The 16,839-nt window shown below is 41.2% G+C and carries 18 protein-coding genes and 1 pseudogene; 15 read left to right on the forward strand and 4 right to left on the reverse strand.

Annotated elements, in window-relative coordinates:
- The first annotated feature begins 75 nt into the window (after window positions 1-75).
- The 6 genes from NSU15_RS13805 to NSU15_RS13830 all read left to right on the forward strand — a co-directional run bounded on the left by NSU15_RS13805 (window position 76) and on the right by NSU15_RS13830 (window position 3,852).
- Window positions 76-1,068: an ROK family protein gene (locus NSU15_RS13805; protein ID WP_339290862.1), complete on the forward strand. Its 993-nt coding sequence runs from the start codon at window positions 76-78 to the stop codon at window positions 1,066-1,068.
- Between the two features lie 44 nt (window positions 1,069-1,112).
- Window positions 1,113-1,382, forward strand: coding sequence for a PQ-loop domain-containing transporter (locus NSU15_RS13810; RefSeq protein ID WP_042127303.1), 270 nt, complete (start codon window positions 1,113-1,115; stop codon window positions 1,380-1,382).
- 25 nt (window positions 1,383-1,407) lie between these two features.
- The gene (locus tag NSU15_RS13815; protein WP_339290864.1) at window positions 1,408-1,890 is read left to right on the forward strand and encodes a GNAT family N-acetyltransferase; all 483 of its coding nucleotides are present in this window, start codon (window positions 1,408-1,410) and stop codon (window positions 1,888-1,890) included.
- A 22-nt stretch (window positions 1,891-1,912) separates the two neighbouring features.
- Window positions 1,913-2,788 (forward strand): serine/threonine protein kinase, encoded by an 876-nt coding sequence (locus NSU15_RS13820; protein WP_339290865.1) that lies wholly within the window; start codon window positions 1,913-1,915, stop codon window positions 2,786-2,788.
- Between the two features lie 25 nt (window positions 2,789-2,813).
- Entirely contained in the window at window positions 2,814-3,254 is a 441-nt protein-coding gene (locus tag NSU15_RS13825) for an NUDIX domain-containing protein (protein WP_042127309.1), read from the forward strand.
- A 64-nt stretch (window positions 3,255-3,318) separates the two neighbouring features.
- The gene (locus NSU15_RS13830) at window positions 3,319-3,852 is read left to right on the forward strand and encodes a hypothetical protein (protein ID WP_042127311.1); all 534 of its coding nucleotides are present in this window, start codon (window positions 3,319-3,321) and stop codon (window positions 3,850-3,852) included.
- 12 nt (window positions 3,853-3,864) lie between these two features.
- Here the strand turns inward: NSU15_RS13830 and NSU15_RS13835 are convergent.
- Window positions 3,865-4,296 (reverse strand): annotated as a pseudogene (locus NSU15_RS13835) (DUF4395 domain-containing protein).
- A 408-nt stretch (window positions 4,297-4,704) separates the two neighbouring features.
- On the opposite strand from NSU15_RS13835, the gene NSU15_RS13840 reads away from it, so the two are divergent.
- The gene (locus tag NSU15_RS13840; protein ID WP_042127315.1) at window positions 4,705-5,274 is read left to right on the forward strand and encodes a TetR/AcrR family transcriptional regulator; all 570 of its coding nucleotides are present in this window, start codon (window positions 4,705-4,707) and stop codon (window positions 5,272-5,274) included.
- A 49-nt stretch (window positions 5,275-5,323) separates the two neighbouring features.
- Complete coding sequence (locus tag NSU15_RS13845) at window positions 5,324-6,778, forward strand: DHA2 family efflux MFS transporter permease subunit (protein WP_076118628.1); 1,455 nt, start codon at window positions 5,324-5,326, stop codon at window positions 6,776-6,778.
- Between the two features lie 159 nt (window positions 6,779-6,937).
- On the opposite strand, the gene NSU15_RS13850 is transcribed toward NSU15_RS13845, so the two are convergent.
- Window positions 6,938-7,756 carry an SDR family oxidoreductase gene (locus tag NSU15_RS13850; protein ID WP_042127317.1) on the reverse strand — a complete coding sequence of 273 codons (819 nt, stop codon included), beginning with the start codon at window positions 7,754-7,756 and terminating at the stop codon, window positions 6,938-6,940.
- A gap of 57 nt (window positions 7,757-7,813) precedes the next feature.
- The gene (locus NSU15_RS13855; protein WP_339290869.1) at window positions 7,814-8,347 is read right to left on the reverse strand and encodes a PadR family transcriptional regulator; all 534 of its coding nucleotides are present in this window, start codon (window positions 8,345-8,347) and stop codon (window positions 7,814-7,816) included.
- Between the two features lie 381 nt (window positions 8,348-8,728).
- Here NSU15_RS13855 and NSU15_RS13860 point away from each other — a divergent pair, with 381 nt between their 5' ends.
- The 6 genes from NSU15_RS13860 to NSU15_RS13885 all read left to right on the forward strand — a co-directional run bounded on the left by NSU15_RS13860 (window position 8,729) and on the right by NSU15_RS13885 (window position 14,793).
- Complete coding sequence (locus NSU15_RS13860) at window positions 8,729-9,061, forward strand: PadR family transcriptional regulator (protein ID WP_042127319.1); 333 nt, start codon at window positions 8,729-8,731, stop codon at window positions 9,059-9,061.
- A complete protein-coding gene (locus NSU15_RS13865; protein ID WP_042127321.1) occupies window positions 9,058-10,383 on the forward strand; it encodes an FtsW/RodA/SpoVE family cell cycle protein in 1,326 nt (441 codons plus the stop codon). Before NSU15_RS13860 ends, NSU15_RS13865 begins: the two co-directional genes overlap by 4 nt.
- A gap of 67 nt (window positions 10,384-10,450) precedes the next feature.
- A complete protein-coding gene (locus NSU15_RS13870) occupies window positions 10,451-11,356 on the forward strand; it encodes a hypothetical protein (protein ID WP_052414592.1) in 906 nt (301 codons plus the stop codon).
- Between the two features lie 51 nt (window positions 11,357-11,407).
- Window positions 11,408-12,166 (forward strand): M15 family metallopeptidase, encoded by a 759-nt coding sequence (locus tag NSU15_RS13875; RefSeq protein ID WP_339290872.1) that lies wholly within the window; start codon window positions 11,408-11,410, stop codon window positions 12,164-12,166.
- A 126-nt stretch (window positions 12,167-12,292) separates the two neighbouring features.
- Window positions 12,293-13,042 carry a DUF3887 domain-containing protein gene (locus NSU15_RS13880; protein WP_042127323.1) on the forward strand — a complete coding sequence of 250 codons (750 nt, stop codon included), beginning with the start codon at window positions 12,293-12,295 and terminating at the stop codon, window positions 13,040-13,042.
- Window positions 13,043-13,293: 251 nt separating this feature from the next.
- Window positions 13,294-14,793, forward strand: coding sequence for a DHA2 family efflux MFS transporter permease subunit (locus NSU15_RS13885; RefSeq protein ID WP_339290874.1), 1,500 nt, complete (start codon window positions 13,294-13,296; stop codon window positions 14,791-14,793).
- Window positions 14,794-14,875: 82 nt separating this feature from the next.
- Here the strand turns inward: NSU15_RS13885 and NSU15_RS13890 are convergent, their stop codons facing one another.
- Window positions 14,876-15,769: a DMT family transporter gene (locus tag NSU15_RS13890; protein ID WP_076118343.1), complete on the reverse strand. Its 894-nt coding sequence runs from the start codon at window positions 15,767-15,769 to the stop codon at window positions 14,876-14,878.
- 129 nt (window positions 15,770-15,898) lie between these two features.
- Here NSU15_RS13890 and NSU15_RS13895 point away from each other — a divergent pair, with 129 nt between their 5' ends.
- Complete coding sequence (locus tag NSU15_RS13895; RefSeq protein WP_076118344.1) at window positions 15,899-16,783, forward strand: LysR substrate-binding domain-containing protein; 885 nt, start codon at window positions 15,899-15,901, stop codon at window positions 16,781-16,783.
- The last annotated feature ends 56 nt before the right edge of the window (window positions 16,784-16,839 follow it).

Raw genomic sequence — 16,839 nt, forward strand, 5'->3', positions numbered from 1 at the left:
TATGTTTACTCTATAGTTTCAGCCTTCAGGCATTCATAATGAAAGGGTAAGTTATTTCTAATTCTGGAGGTTCTTATGAAACGATATATTATTGGGGTTGATCTCGGTGGAACGAATATCAAAGCAGGAATATACGATACCGATTTTATAGCTGTAAAAGAAATATCTACACCTACTGAGGCAGCTAAAGGGCCATCACATGTACTGGGGCGGATTAGAGAAGCTGTACGTCTGATTACTGTTGAAGCAAATATTTCATTTGATTTAGTAGTAGGTATGGGAATTGGAGTGCCCGGTTTATTAGATCCAGTTGCTGGAGTTTCTTTTTTCTCGCCGAATTTTCCGGATTGGGAGCATGTACATGTTGTTGACGAGATGAAAGTGTTCTATGACTTTCCTGTTTTTATTGATAATGATGTGAGGGTTAATCTTTATGGAGAATGGCTGCAAGGCGCAGGTAGAGGTTACAACAATCTGGTTCTGATTACCTTAGGAACAGGATTAGGATCGGGTATCGTGAACGACGGAAAAGTAATCTACGGTACGGCCTACAGCGCTGGTGAAATCGGACATATGAATATGTACAGAAACGGACGTCCCTGCAAATGTGGGAGCTCGGGTTGCCTAGGTAGATATGTCTCCGCTATTGGCATGGTGAATACGTTTAAAGAGAAGCTAAAGGAAGGCCGAACCAGTATGATTCAGACGTGGACGAATGATCAGGAAGAGCTAATTACCGCGTTAATGATATCTGAGGCTTACGAACTCGGAGACGCTCTCTCCATTGAGGTTATGCAGGAGACCGGCACTATCCTTGGATTTGGATTAGCAAATGTGGTGAATATTCTCAATCCTGATCTAATTATTGTAGGTGGAGGGATGGCTGCTGCGGGCGATAAATTGCTCCAACCTGTAAGAGAAACAGTAAGTCAGCATGCATTGAAGCTATCCAGCAGTAAGTGTAAAATTGTTCAAGCAGAGCTTGGGAATCGGGCGGGTACTATTGGTGCCGCATCTTATGCCTACAGTAAGATTCAGTTATTTTTACATGAATTGGAACCAGATTGAGCCGCCCGGAATACAACAGTAATACAATCCGTGGAGGTGCTGTTATGTTTGCAGTCATGCAATTAATAGGTGGAGTGATCCTGTCTTTAGGTTGGATTCCTCAGATTGTTCAGATCTTGAAATCCAAATCCGTAGCCGATTTAAACTTAAAGTCGTATTTGCTAATGCTGCTCGGGATTAGTCTAATGGAAGCTTACGCGATCAGTTTGGCGGTTACGGGAGTAGGTTTAGCTTTTTTAATTACGAATACGATGTCCCTATGTGTTGTGCTGCTGGTTATTATTCTAGTGATTAAATATCGAACAAGAACATGATTGAAGTTAAGAAGGAAGGAACGGAATGAATTACAGTTATCGAAAAGCAGTATCTACAGACTATGCCACAATATGTGCTTTTCCTAAAGATTCAACGGAAGTGTTCTTTATGTCGCCCAAGCTGGAATATCCACTTACCTCCGAACAATTAGAACAGGCTGCACAAGGCCGGGATAAGCAAACAGTGATTCTAAATGAACACGACCAAGTCATCGGATACGCCAATTTATATTACCAACAAGAACAAGAGTTGTACTGGCTGGGGAATGTTATTATTTCACCCGATTATAGAGGTAAAGGAGCCGCGGAGTATTTGATTCATACCATGCTGGCTGCTGCTAAAGAGGACCTACAGCTTCATGAGTTACATCTAGTTTGTCATAATGTAAATACCAAAGGGATGTTATTATATTCCAGGTTAGGGTTTAAGCCATATGAGATTGTCAAAAGAACCAGTCCACAGGAAACAACCATCGCCGGAATCTTTATGAAAATAGAACTAACTTAAATTAGTAAATGCGGAGGTACAGTTGAGCGAAAAAAAATATACATATGAAATTGACGCGGTAAGTTTTCAATTGCAAGAGCCTTATGATTTTGCATGGTTAACAAAGCTAGGTGTGGTGTTTAAAGTGTTTGACCAGCAGGACTCTGGAAATCTTTCTTTTGGTGTGGAGAAGGAGGGGCAGAAGTTTTTTGTGAAATTTGCTGGGGCAAAGCCTTTGACCTTCGACGGGAATCCCTTGGATGCTGTTAGCCGTTTAATTGAAGCTATCCCGTTGTATAACGAACTTGAATCTAAATCGCTGATCAATTTGGTGTCACATTTTGAAGTTGGGACGGGGTATGCAGCGGTATTTGAATGGTTTGCAGGTGAATGTTTACATTCACATTGGCTTTTTGCGGGTGAAGCTAAGCTGAGCCATCCGGAGTCGCCTTTTTACCGCTATAAGCATTTATCTGTTGAACAACGTTTAGCGTCCTTAGACGTGATCTTTTCGTTTCATGAGCTTGTTGAGTTGCAGGGTTATGTAGCAGTGGATTTTTATGATGGAAGTATTCTGTATGATTTTGCAAACGATGAAACAAGGATTTGTGATATTGATTTTTATAGACTTAAGCCTACTGTAAATGATCTGGGCGAGAACTTCTGGGGCTCATCAAGATTCAAGTCGCCGGAAGAATTTATTTTAGATGCACCGATTGATGAAGTTACAAATGTATTCAATATGGGTGCCACTGCATTTGTTCTTTTAGGAGGAGCCTCCGATCGATCGTTTGCAAAATGGGAAGCGAGCAAAGCCCAATACGATGTTGCTTTAAGGGCAGTCAGCTTGGAGCGGGAGGAGCGGTTTCAGAGTGTAGCAGCATTTAAATTAGCTTGGGATGAGGCTGGGAGTATCTGAAGCAGTGGGAAAGTGAGGGATAGAATTGCTGATAAGCTTATTTAATCTTGAAAAGGAAAAAGAAGTTGATTTAGAATACGTTGTTATTATGGTTAAGCATGGTGAAGAATGGATCTTAGCAAGACATCAGGATCGTTCGACGTGGGAGTTTGCCGGAGGTCATATAGAAGTAGGCGAGACACCGGAGCAGGCAGCGGCTAGAGAGTTATTTGAGGAAACGGGAGCGGAGCAATTCTCTATTGTCCCGATAACCATTTATAAGGTAACCATGGATGATGCACCTGGGAGTTATGGAAAACTATTTTTTGCAAATGTGGAACAATTCGCAGAGCTCCCACCATATGAGATGGCAGAAATCAAAGGATTTACTGATATCCCAACGAATCTAACTTATCCATTGATTTATCCCACTCTAATTTTAAAAGTTCAGGATTTCATCAACAGTTCGTCTTCAGCTGCAAGATAAGAATGATAGCCCTGCCGTTGTCACATGATATGATTAATGAATAGAACAAGCAGGAGGGGTTTCATTGAAAAGAGACATTCAGCATGTTCCCTACGGCTATGAGCCACCCGTTGAACAACGTAAAGGGACGTTAGTGTTTTACGATTCTTTTGAGCATATCACCGATCAGGAACTTGAAATCGCAGCAAAGACTGCAGCAGATCGGCGTTTCACTAAGCTAGTGCTGTATCCGCTTCATGAAGAAACGGTGAGACGAATGACAAAAGAGCCGGTGAGCGCTTATTATAAGCGTGAAGACCGGCTGCATGAGTGGAAAAGGGAACAAGGACGTAGCTTCATCACGGTAGAGAGCTTGGAAGGGAAGCGAAAGAAGTATACTCCGCTCGATTCGGCGCTTCGGCATCTTGTTGAAATCTATCCTTCGCCGATTTTTTTGTATTTAACGCCTGAGGTGGCAAATCAGTTTGCGTCATATTCCTCATTTGAAGAGTGGATTGTAAAGATTCGGTTATTGCTGACATCAGCACCACCATCACTTCATCCACGATTGTTAAAGTTTCGTCATCGTTGGGATGTTGTTGGAGAAGAACGGGATTAGGGGTTTTGCGATTTAATTTGTGCTTTGTTTACGTCTGTAATTGTACATTCTCCACTGATAATGGATAAAACATCCGATGCAAAAACCAAAAATCGCAACCGTAGCCGCCACTGCAACGAGCGTTGTGAAAATATAAGCAGCAATCGTCCAGCCAGCGAAGAAGCTGATCAGACCACCTGCTAGGCAGAAGACAGCAATGGTTTGGTTAAACTGTTATTGTGACCAGTCTTCGAGTACATAGTGCGAACGTTCTTTGGTCAGAAACTTACCAGCAAGCTTAATAATGGGATTGTAACCGAACGAGAGGCCAAGCAATCCGGCGAACAAGGGCAGCGCAAGGATCCAGTGCTGTCCTGTTAGCCATGTTAATATTACTGAAATGACGATAAACGCCTGATTAGTCTTTACTAATGGCCGTGGAATTCCTTTAGGCACGTCCTGCATAAATTCACACCTTTCTCATTGGAATAATTATAGTATACGCTGAGGATGAGGGATTGGGAAGTAGATAATTTCGGGCGGATAAAGTGGGCGAGAGGCTAATTATTTTCCCGGTGAGGGTGAACTATCGGACTCCAATGCAGCTAGGTGCTCAAAAATAGATGGAAACTACTCCATTTTAGTGAAGTAGTGTCGCTCAGGTCCGATAATGTATCTTAAAGCCAGTTTTAGCGCAAATAGCTGCATCTGAGTCCGATGGGGTAACATGATGTACTGAGCAGATGGTGGTAACCTGACTACCGTACTTCCACCAAATTACTTTGAATTTAAGTAATTTATATGTTGACATATCTCTTAAAAATATGGTTTTATTATGTAGACCAATTGTTATAATGCAAAGGAAGTGTCAGCTTGTCGAACAAGCCGAATACGCGTGAGGCGATTCTGGACACCGCTTCGAAATTATTTTTTTCTCAGGGATATCATGCAACAGGATTAAATCAGATTATTAAAGACAGCGATTCACCGAAGGGATCTCTTTATTACTACTTCCCTCACGGTAAAGAAGAACTGGCTTTAACATGCATTAACCGGAATAGTCTAACAGTCGCTCAGAAGCTGAACTGTCATATGGAGAGCAGCAATAGTGCAGCTGAAGCAATGGAGGACTTTATTCTAGGAATGGCTATGAAAGCAGTAGAATCTTCATTTGAGGGGATCGTTCCGTTCAGTTTTTGGTTAGCGGCGGAGACCTCTTGTATTAGTGAGGAGCTGCGGGCTGCATGTAAATCTGTGTTTATGGACTTGCAGGATGTGATCAAGAAACGCCTTCTGGAAGAAGGTGTGGAGGGCAACACTGCAGCCGATAAGGCTTCAGTAGTAGTCTCATTATTTGAAGGAGCGCTTCTTCAGACGCTGACTTTACGGGATGAACAGCCGCTTCTCGCGGCGGCGAAGATTATCCCAGCAATACTTGGTTAGAGAGAGACAATAGATAAGAACATCAGGGGGATTAAGAGTGGAAGCAACTATGCAAGGAAAGCAACAAAAGGAAGTAAAGAAGTTTAAAACCATTCCGATTCTAGTCTCATTACTACTTGCAGGATTTATCGGAATGTTCAGTGAAACCGCACTAAATGTAGCTTTAAGTGATCTTATGAATGTCCTTCAAATCACTCCAGCAACAGCACAATGGTTAACGACAGCTTATCTGCTTACACTGGGAATTCTAGTACCGATTTCGGGTATGCTGCTTCAGTGGTTCTCGACTAGACAGTTGTTTGTTGCTGCATTATGTTTTTCAATACTAGGAACGTTTCTAGCTGCAGTATCACCTAGCTTTGAATTCCTATTAACAGCGCGTGTGGTACAAGCAATGGGTACAGCGCTTCTATTACCGCTTATGTTCAATACGATCCTTATCATCATTGCTCCTGAAAAACGTGGTGCCGCGATGGGGATGATTGGTTTGGTTATCATGGTAGCGCCAGCGATCGGTCCTACTATTGCTGGACTTCTAATTGAAAGTCTTAGCTGGCACTGGATCTTCTGGCTGTCACTGCCCTTCCTGGTGATCGCATTGATATTCGGAATCCTCTTCATGCAGAACGTAACGAAGGTAACGAAGCCGAAGATCGACATCCTCTCCATAGCATTATCATCGATCGGGTTTGGTGGAATCGTGTTTGGTTTCAGCAGCGCCGGTGAAGAAGCCGGTTGGGGAAGTCCAAAAGTAATCATAGCTATCGTAGTAGGTGTGGTATCACTCTTATTGTTCGGCTTGCGCCAAATGAAGATGAAGCAGCCTATGATTAATCTGCGTGCTTTTAAATATCCAATGTTCTCCATTGGTGTGGCTATGGTATTTATTTGTATGATGGTTATCCTATCATCCATGTTGATTCTTCCAATGTATCTTCAACAGGGTCAGGGATATACAGCGTTCAAGGCAGGCTTGCTGCTACTTCCAGGGGGAATTATTAACGGACTGATGTCCCCAATCATGGGTCGTCTGTTCGACAAATACGGTCCTAAATGGCTTGTTATTCCAGGCCTGATTATTGCTGCTACAGCTTTATGGTTCTTCTCCAGTATTACTGTAGCTTCTACAGTCGTATTCGTAATCGTACTTCACAGTACGCTTATGATTGGTGTGTCGATGGTATTTATGCCTGCACAAACCAACGGAATTAACCAGCTGCCGCTAGAATTATATCCTGATGGTACAGCGATCATGAATACATTGCAGCAGGTTGCTGGTGCGATCGGTACTGCATTAGCTGTCAGCATTATGTCTGCAGGTTCTAAGAGTTATATGAAGACTGTGGCTGATCCAGCCGATCCGGCTAATATGTTGCCTGCGTTCACGCAAGGTGTGCAAAATGCATTTATTTTCGGAATGAGTATGGCAATTGTAGGTCTAATTCTTGCGTTCTTCGTAAAAAGAGTAGTTGTTGATCATAAAATGAATACACCTATGCATTAATCCTTAAGCTTGTAAAATCCCCTTACGGTAGATAGTGGAGAAGGTTCATGTACGTATGAACATACCACTGTTAATCGGAGGGGATTTTTTTACTCATAACAAGAAAGAGGGACCTCTCCCCGGTAGAATACCGAGAAGCGTCCGCCACCTAACTTCTTTTTAAGAAAAATGCTGGGCTATATTAGTCAGATACTCTTGTTCATCTGTATTTTCTTTCATTTGAATGAGCATTTTTGCATCTTCTCCAACAATGTACCGGAATTGACTTGTCCCATCAGTGGCGGCTTGATATATTGTTTCCGCAACAATTTCTGGAGGTGAAGCATAGGAAGGTTGGTTTTCCATCTCACCTAATTTACCCAAGAATGCAGTAGTAAAGGGTTTATAATCCGTTAATGCATCATTAAAAAAGAACTCCATCGATCTTCCACCAAAGTCCGTTTGAATAGCACCTGGTTCAATTAACTTAACTCTAATGTTCTGTGATGCTAATTCATAAGATACGGATTCAGAAAAACCTTCTACGGCGAATTTAGTTGAATGATACAGAGACATCGTAGGAAAGGTTACTTTCCCTCCCATAGAAGAGATATTGATCAGTAAACCCTCTTGATTCGATCTAAAATGTGGCAATATGGCTTTAGTCATACTGATAAGACCAAACACGTTAACTTCAAACTGTCTTCTGATCTGCTCATCTGTAGCTACTTCTATAAGACCCATTGTTCCATAACCAGCATTATTGAGAAGAACGTCAATTTTACCGAACCGCTTAATCGCTTCCGCTAACGCAGGTTGAATTGTGTCTGATTTCTCAACATCAAGCTGTAAAACCAATACATTATCAAGTGTAATAAGTTCACTTTCTTGTTCAGGTGAACGCATCGTGGCTACGACGTTCCATCCTCTTTCAGCAAAATGTTTTGCTGTAGTTCTCCCAATGCCAGACGAAGCACCTGTTATAAAAATTGTTTTCATTAACAATTCCTCCTAAAGTTTTTTGAGCGTTACCTCTTCACTTGGTACGTACAAAACTTACTTTGTAAGCACTAACTGCTCCATGTTTGACAATCCTTCGGCAATGATTTTGAGCTTTGCTTTATATTCTTCTATGCCAATTTGGATACAGATGATCTGTGCTGGATGCATTGTATTTTTATAAAGTGAATACTGCTCAAGTAATTGATCTAACTTCTGTTGTGATTCTTCCTGTGCTTGCTTCAACCAAAGAATCACCTTGTCATACCCAACAAATTCACCAAAGTATAGCCTCATCATAAAATCAGATTTCTTAATACTGTCAGCCTCTAGTGGGGCTAGTAAATAGGCGTTAAAACTATCTCTTCCTTTATCTGTGATGTTTATAAGATTCTTATTAGGCTTACCTTCCTGCTGCACATTTTCCTTAGTTATCAAACCCTCCTTTTCCATGCGGGCAAGTGTGGGATAAATCGTTCCATAACTAGAACTATAGAAATTAGAGAATACATCCTCCAATAACTGTTTTATTTCGTAACCAGTCTTCGATTCTTTCATAAGCATGCCTAAAATAACATCCTGACTGTTCAAAACAGAACCTCCTTGTTGATTAGAAATATTTGTATATCACGCTTATAATATATCGGACCAATATATATTGTGTCAATATATATTGGATAAATATATATTGGATAAATATATATGATTACAAGTAGGAGGATTGATTATTATAAAGAGGTATTTAGAAAAACGACGATCACCCATCTTCAGAACACCGTGGAGCGATCGTCGTTTAATTTTTTCTATTGTTGTTTTTTACGTAATATTATACATGTCAGAGTAACCAATAAGCCTGGATTTTACATACATAGATTTACGATGTATAGTTATTCTAGGTATTGAAGGATAATTAATATAACAGGATATTCAAATATTAATCATTGGACTTTAGTAATCAGGAGGCGCAGACCATTGAAAGTAAGTAAAGAAATGCTGAAGGGCAGTACAGGCACGTTGATTCTGACTCTTTTACTGGAGAAGCCGTTATATGGTTATGAACTGATCAAAGCGTTGGAGCAGAGATCACAGGGCATTTTTTCATTAAAAGAAGGAACCTTATATCCGATCCTGCATGCGATGGAAAGTGAACGCTGGGTTGAAGCCTATTGGATGGAGGTAGACGGAAGGAAGCGGAAGTACTATAGAATTCTGGATGAAGGTAAAGAGAAGCTCAAAGAGAAAAGGGCAGAATGGGTTATGTTCAAAGGTGCAGTTGATTCTGTTCTGGGAGAGGGGAATGTATGATGAAAGAAAGGCAGCAGCAATTTTTGGACGAAGTATGTGCAGAGATTAAAGCGAAAAAAACTCATCCAGAAATACGCCAAGAATTAGCCAGTCATTTAGAAGATTTGATCTGTGAAAAAGAAGCGACCGGCATGCTCCGAGATGAAGCAATAGCTTGGGCAATCGCACAAATGGGTAATCCGCAAACGTTAGGGAAGGAACTTCACCAAATACATAAACCACGAGTTCCTTGGGGATTGTTTGGAGCTATTGCTTTGTTGTCCGCGATTAGTTTGATCGGAATGGGCTCTGTGGATGCTGGCTATAGTGATATTGTTAAAGGTTCTTTTTTAGATAATGCGCTTAGACGGCAGTCCATAAATATACTCATAGGAACTGTACTGATGTTTGGATTGTACTTCATTGATTTCAGAAGATTAAAAGGACTTTCTTGGGTGTTATATGCTACTTCTATAATAGGGATATTAGTGAGTATTGGATGGGGAACGCAAGTGAACGGTGTGAATTATGGTCCTAGGATCTTTTTGATTTTACCTGACATGACATCCTATCGTCCTTTTATGCTGATTGTTGCGCTAACAGGTATTCTAGTAAATCGTAGGGAAGCAGCTATCAAGAAAACTTGGCGAAGCGGGCTGTTCGAAGTAGGAATTTTGTTACTCCCCGCGTTGTTGCTTATCTCTTTAAACGCTCTTCCAGAGTTAGTATTGTATCTTGTCTCCTCACTAGTACTGTATTTATGGATTATTCGCAATTGGTTAAAGAGCTTCGTGTTGTTAGGGTTCTTTTCAATAGCTGGACTACTTTTTATATTAAATAGTGAGTACTTGCTGGCTAGATTCATAAATGCTATAGATCCATCTTTAGATCCGGAAGGTTATGGATATATTTATCAAGTCATGCGTGAAGTAATTCGTTCAGCTGGGTGGTGGGGTCACGGATTCGGATCAGTAGAACAAAAGCTGCCGTATGTCTACTCCGATATGTTGCCAGTCTATCTTATTCATTGCTTTGGTTGGGCGGGTGGATTGCTTCTGGTAGCTGTTATAACCTGGCTTTTCATTAAGCTTCTTTTAACGATACGAGCTATTCGTGAACCTTACGGACAGGCACTTGTTGTTGGCTTAGCATTTTTTCTTGCTATAAGATTTGCCTATGGTCTTGCTGTTTTGAGCGGGGGAATGATGCTGACCTCAATTCCATTTCCGTTTCTCAGCTATGGGAGTCATGTGTGGTTTGAATATGCTGCTATTGGACTTTTGATGGGCATTTATCGTAGGAAGGATATTGAAGGCGTCCATAATAATACTGCGTTGGATTAGGTTCAGGATCTTCCCGTATGTCTAAATATTAAGTACAATTACATATATGGCATAAGGAGGTCATTAATTGAACTGGAAAAAAGCAAGCTTGTTAAGTATTGCTATAACCCTTGGTTCAGTGACTGGATTTAGTACTTTGGTTATAGAGCCAGTACTTGCCGCAACGGCAACGGAAACGCTAAAAGTCTATAATCAATTCCAGCAGTATGTACAGAAGCCGACATCTCTTGCTGCCGCACGTAATTATTTAATTAACCACATCAAAGTAGTGGATAACTGGACAGCGACACGGATGACTCTCCAGCTCGAGAATGCACAGAAGGCTCATTTATCTGTATACTCAGAAAAGGTTTTTCCGGACAAGATGCAGAAAGAGATAAATAATGCTTTTTCCAAAAACAAAAATCTCACCTATACCTCACTCCTTAATACGATCAAAGATGCCAACGTACGCAACGTGTTAATTGAAGGCCGGGATAAGGGATATAAGCTGGAGACCAGTGAGGGCATGTACTATCCGGTGATGCATTATGAGGGATTTAAGATTTTTAAGCCGTATGTTACAAAGGACATTGCAGCATATATTGATATTATGGCCACCGAATCTAATCAACCGAGTGTCTCTGATGCAGCGATTGTGATTAGTTGGACCGAGTTAACGAACAGGGCGCTTGCGCTAGAGGATTTTGTGACGAAATATCCTGCTTCTAACCGTTCAACCGCTCTTCAAAAAGAACTTCTCCTTGCAACGTCTCGCTTATTATATGGAACAAGTAATACACCTGCATATGACTATGATGAGCGAGTAATTAAACCAGAAGTAAAAAAGGCATATGAGGATGCACTAAAAGATAGCAAAGTCGATACTAGAATTCTTTCGATTTTAGAAAAGCTGCTGCAATTACTTAATTCTACGAATAATAAATTCACACCTGTAATCGAAAAATTTCTAGTTGAAACCGTAAACTCATAATTATTAGAATATGTGAAGACAACATCTGAGAAGAGGCTGGCTCAATTGAGAATGGGATTAAGAGGAACAAAAATCGCAGTTTTCACACTTGTGCTGTTATTGTGGACAAACACTATGTTTATGGGCAGTACTTATGCTGCTTATGTCGGCTCTTCAACAGACTCCGTGCTGCAGCAGATGAAAATGGAGAAGAAGAATCATTTACCGCAAGGTTTTGTCTATCTGGATGAAGTGATTCCTACCGCAGAATTTGAGATTCGTTATTACGGGGACAACAATTTTGTTGGGAAGCGGATCGATGGCTATAAGGCGCCCTTAGCGATATTTTCGCGGACAGCGGCAACGGCTTTGAAGGCTGTAAGTGATGATTTAGCAAACAAAGGGTATATCCTTAAAGTTTATGATGCTTATCGTCCTCAGACGGCAGTGAATCATTTTGTAAGATGGTCACAGAATGCCGTAGATATTAAAATGAAACAGCAATATTATCCGCGACTGGATAAACGTAATCTATTCAAACTCGGGTTTATAGCTAAAAAATCAGGCCATTCCAGAGGCAGCACCATCGATTTAACGATCGTAAATAAAGAAACGGGAGCTGAGGTAGATATGGGCAGCCCGTTTGATTTTTTCAGAGATATCTCCTATTACGATACGTCCTTAATTAACAAGACTCAGAAAGCAAATCGGGCAATTCTCAAAGAGGCGATGGTAAAACAAGGATTTAAACCTTACAGTAAGGAATGGTGGCATTTTACGTTGATCAAGGAACCTTATCCTAAACAATATTTTGACTTCAAAGTGGAATAACCTAGAACTTGAAAGTCCATGTAAGAAGCAATTCACTTTTTTTGTTAAGCTTGATTACCATTAGGATTAGCAGATGCTGGAAACGCACATAATACTAATAGTCAAAAAAAGGGAGGTTTCGAACGGATGAACAAAATCGCGGTTGTTGTGGTGTTAAGTGTACTATTATTGGTAAATGGATTTGGAGGAACTACCTATTCTACGGCTTGGGCAGATGCTAGTGAAGTGAAGGTGGTTTTAAATGGTCAGGTTCTGAAATCAGATCTGTATTCAGCCTATACAAACGGTTCTACGGTCCTGCTTCCTCTTAGAGAGACATCAAGCGTCTTAAAATATCAGACCACTTATCAAAAAAGCACAGACACCATTACATTAAGTGGAGTCAAACAAAAGATTGAATATAAAGTTGGAGACGACCACATTACCATTAATGATACAGCAAAAAGAGATTTTAAGGATGCAGTTGTGCTTAAGAAGGAACACTTATATGTTCCGCTCTCTTTTTTCACTAGTGCTGGACTGGTAACCTCTTATAATGCAGAAGCTAATCTAGTGGAAGTTTATGCGCCCGAGGTTACAGCTAGTGTGATAGCGGGACTGCTGAGCACTGGACAATTTCAAGAATTAGAGAATCGATTCTTTAGTGATGAAATGAAGCGTTCGCTTTCCGTTACGGGTTTACAGAAATATTGGGCTGATTTCACTGCACGAGCTGGTACTTACCATGGCATAAAGTCTACTGAAAGTAGTCAAAAAGAAGATCAAATGTCCATACAATGTGTACTTGGCTTTGCTGTAACGGAAGCATCCCTTGAGTTTGTTCTCAATAAGTCGGGTAAGATTGTTGAATTAAAGGGAAACCTTCCTTCCATATAATTTGGAGGAAATTATTGATACAGTTTTAGTACAACAGGCTATGCGTACGTTCCTTAAGAAGAAATTTCTAAGGGACTATGCATAGTCTTTTTTTTGTTTCAATAAACTTTCTGAGATGAAAGTAAAAGCAATGTATTTTTATTGTAAAAAAGGGTTTTATTTGTTGACTTTCACATTCATCGAAGGTAAATTAAAATTTGAAATAATCGTTAAAGCATTTAACTAAATTAGAGAAAAGAGTGGAGTACTGGATGACAAAATCAATTACTCAGAGTAGCCCGACAGAAGAACGGCCATTCTCACTAAGAGCTATCCTCCCCCCGCTTCTTGCTATTATCGTCGGAATGATTATGGTTATTCTGGATGGCACCGTCGTGAATGTGGCTATACCCAAACTGGTCGATTATTTTTCTTCAGATCTAAAAACGATTCAGTGGGCGATTACAGGCTACACGTTAGCTTTAGCTGCTGTAATACCGCTCGCAGGCTGGATGACTGATCGCTTCGGGTCTAAACAGGTGTTTCTGGTGACGCTCACGTTGTTCATTCTTGGCTCCATGTTATGTTCCATAGCTCAAACTTCTTCGCAGCTTGTTATTTTTCGAGTAATCCAAGGTCTTGGTGGGGGTATGGTAGCTCCTATTGGGATGGCTATGGTGTTTAAGTTAGCTCCAGCAGAACGAAGAGGGTCGATTATGGGGATGCTTGGGATTCCCATGCTGCTTGCACCTGCACTTGGCCCAATATTGTCCGGATGGCTTGTTGAATATGTTAGCTGGCATTGGATCTTCTTGATTAACGTGCCGATTGGGATTGTTGGTATTATTCTTGGTGTGAAGTATCTACCCAAGACGGAGAAGATCGGTAAAGGCAATCTCGATATACTAGGTATTATACTGGCTCCAATTGCGTTCTCTATGCTGGCATATGGAGTAAATGAAGGTGGAGCGAATAGCTGGTCATCGACTCCTGCAATCCTCGGGTTATCTGTTGGGGGTGTTGCACTGATTCTATTTATAATCGTTGAACTGCGGCATAAGCAGCCTCTGCTTGATCTTCGTGTGTTTCGTTCCTCAGATTTCACCCGCGGTATTATTTTAACTTGGGTCATGCAAGCCGCATTGTTTGGTTCCATGTTGTTTGTACCACTATACTTACAGCAGATCCGGGCTTATACACCATTAGAGACAGGGTTAATTCTGCTTCCACAAGCTTTAGCATGTGTAATCGGCATGCCGCTTGGTGGTAAATTGTTTGATAAGATAGGGGCACGCCCGCTGGCATTTGTGGGTCTGAGCATCATTACAGTTACCTTATTCCTTCTATCGGGGATTACGATAAATACAAGCTTAAATACCATTATGATGTATCTTGCTTTATTAGGATTTGGGATGGGGATAGCGATGATGCCACTCAATACACATGTTCTGAATGCAGCGCCGCGTGATTTGGTGAGCCGGGTCACATCGCTTACAGCGGCTGCACAGCAGGTAGTGGTGGCCTTTGCGGTTGCAGGTTTAACAGGTTATTTGACAAGTCAAATTACTGTACACATGGGAGCACTGAAAGCAGGAAGCAATCCTTTGACAGCTGCAGTACTGGGCTTCGATGATGTATTCTTCCTTTCTGGCTGTATAGCTGTAGTCGGTGTACTCATGAGTATTATCCTGCGCAAACCGAAGCTTTCCGCTAATGATTCCTCCTCCGAAGAGGGTCAAAAGGCGGATGCTGCCATGATGATGGGACATTAATTTATACGATAATCTAAGTTAATATAAAAAGGCGTCGTTCAGCTTGCATAGCTAACGACGCCTTTTGTATTAGATAATCATTTTATAGATGTTCTGGTTTCTTCTGAGTCCACTGAGGACTGACAGTAACTTTACCGAGTAGCTCTGATGCTACAATCCCCAGTAGAACAAGGGCTGCGCCAGCATACCCTTGCATCGATAGCTTTTCGGCGGCGAACCAATAACCAAACAGCGCAGCGAATACCGGCTCAAGGGAGAAAATCAGTCCGGTGCGGGTTGGTGTCGTATATTTTTGAGCTATTGGTTGTAAGATGAATCCGCAGGCACTACAGAGTATCCCAAGTGCGAGGATCGCTATCCATGCCGGTAAAGTTGAAGGCAGCGAAGGCGTCTCGAACAGTGCTGATAACACTAAAGCAAACCCTCCGGCAAATCCCAACTGCAAGATCCCAATATTCAGTGAATCACATTCTTTGACTGCCTTTCCAGTAAATAAGATCTGGACCGCATAAAACACCGCTGAGAGAATACAAAGGAAGTCACCGGGTTGGATTTTTAAGGTAGCGTTTAATGTAAGGAGTCCGATTCCAGCTATAGCGAGTACGGAGCCAAAAACTTGCGGAGGTGCGACTCTTTTTTTGAAAAGTACTCGATCTAGTATCGGTACAAAAATGACCGTAAGGGCTACTAAAAATCCGGCATTGGAGGTTGTCGTAGTCTTAAGTCCGAACGTTATACATGTGAACACGCCTAGGAGTAAGAATCCGAGTAAAGCACCATATTTCAATGTTTTGATGTCAGCTTTTCTTAAGCGTTTATGAAAGATCACTGCGGCTAATATAAAAGCAAGTCCGAAGCGGAGTGCAATCAAATTGAATTCACCTAACGTACCTAACCCCATTTTCATAAATATGTAGGAAGAACCCCAAAATAATGTTACAACTAACAGCATCAGCTCAGCTTTGAGCGGTTTCATCTCGTCATCCATCCTTCTTCATTTTCAACTAAATTTAGTATAATACGGCTCTATACATAAGGTAACTGAATGTTTATCATAGGATACATGAGTAAAACTTATGTAATTAAAAAAGGTGAGGGATAGAGGTTGAGCATTAATAAATATGAGATTTTTCTAAAGGTTGTAGAGCTAGGGAGCTTAACAAAAGCAGCAGATGTGCTGGGCTTTACGCAATCTGGAATTAGCCACACGATTAGTAGCTTGGAGATGGAGTTTGGTTTCACGTTATTAATTAGAAATAGATCCGGCGTTAAATTGACGGTAAATGGGGAGCAGGTGCTGCAGCCTATCCGTGAAATTCTAAAGTGGAATGAAAAGTTGAAGCAGGAGGTGGCAGATATACATGGGCTAGAGGTAGGGACCATTACCATCGGTACATTCACCAGTGTATCTGTGCATTGGCTGCCAGGAATGATTAAGCAATTTCGCAGTGAGTACCCCTATATAGAAATCAGGTTGATGGAAGGTGGTTACTTAGAGGTTGAGCAATGGATCGAGGCTGGAGTCGTTGATTGTGGTTTTATTTCTCTGCCTACACGCGATAAGTTCGATGTCATTCCCTTAAAAAAGGATAGGATGCTAGGCATCGTGTCCAAAGAAAATCCGCTTAGTGCTGAGCCGTTTCTATCCTTATCCCAAATTGCTAAAGAGGATTTCATCATACCAAAGGCAGGTTCGGATTATGATGTTAGACGTGTACTGGATAAGGCAGGCATCAAACCGAATATTAAGTTCTCAGCAGGTGATGATTATGCCATTATGGCCATGGTGGAGAAGGGGCTTGGAATTAGTATTTTGCCAGAGCTTGTATTAACTCGCCAGAATTATAATGTAACGATGCTTGAATTGGAGGAACGTAGTTTCAGATCACTGGGGATTGCTGTACATTCCATGAAATACGCTTCTCCTGCCACTAAAAAATTCCTAAAGCATGTACAAGCGTGGTTGATGGGCAATGATAAAATCCCCTGATTTATTTCAGGGGATTTATTATTTTTTAATATCCAAAATTAGGGTTGACGAAGGGC

It is taken from the genome of Paenibacillus sp. FSL E2-0201 (assembly GCF_037963325.1).
Lineage (GTDB): Bacteria > Bacillota > Bacilli > Paenibacillales > Paenibacillaceae > Paenibacillus_AQ.

Excerpts from the sequence above, each read along its gene's own strand:
- NSU15_RS13810 (WP_042127303.1), top strand. The coding sequence starts at position 1,113 with ATGTTTGCAGTCATGCAATTAATAGGTGGAGTGATCCTGTCTTTAGGT.
- NSU15_RS13865 (WP_042127321.1), top strand. The coding sequence starts at position 9,058 with ATGATGAAAGAAAGGCAGCAGCAATTTTTGGACGAAGTATGTGCAGAG.
- NSU15_RS13850 (WP_042127317.1), bottom strand. The coding sequence starts at position 7,756 with ATGAAAACAATTTTTATAACAGGTGCTTCGTCTGGCATTGGGAGAACT.
- NSU15_RS13880 (WP_042127323.1), top strand. The coding sequence starts at position 12,293 with ATGAACAAAATCGCGGTTGTTGTGGTGTTAAGTGTACTATTATTGGTA.
- NSU15_RS13890 (WP_076118343.1), bottom strand. The coding sequence starts at position 15,769 with ATGAAACCGCTCAAAGCTGAGCTGATGCTGTTAGTTGTAACATTATTT.
- NSU15_RS13885 (WP_339290874.1), top strand. The coding sequence starts at position 13,294 with ATGACAAAATCAATTACTCAGAGTAGCCCGACAGAAGAACGGCCATTC.
- NSU15_RS13805 (WP_339290862.1), top strand. The coding sequence starts at position 76 with ATGAAACGATATATTATTGGGGTTGATCTCGGTGGAACGAATATCAAA.
- NSU15_RS13875 (WP_339290872.1), top strand. The coding sequence starts at position 11,408 with ATGGGATTAAGAGGAACAAAAATCGCAGTTTTCACACTTGTGCTGTTA.
- NSU15_RS13845 (WP_076118628.1), top strand. The coding sequence starts at position 5,324 with ATGCAAGGAAAGCAACAAAAGGAAGTAAAGAAGTTTAAAACCATTCCG.
- NSU15_RS13815 (WP_339290864.1), top strand. The coding sequence starts at position 1,408 with ATGAATTACAGTTATCGAAAAGCAGTATCTACAGACTATGCCACAATA.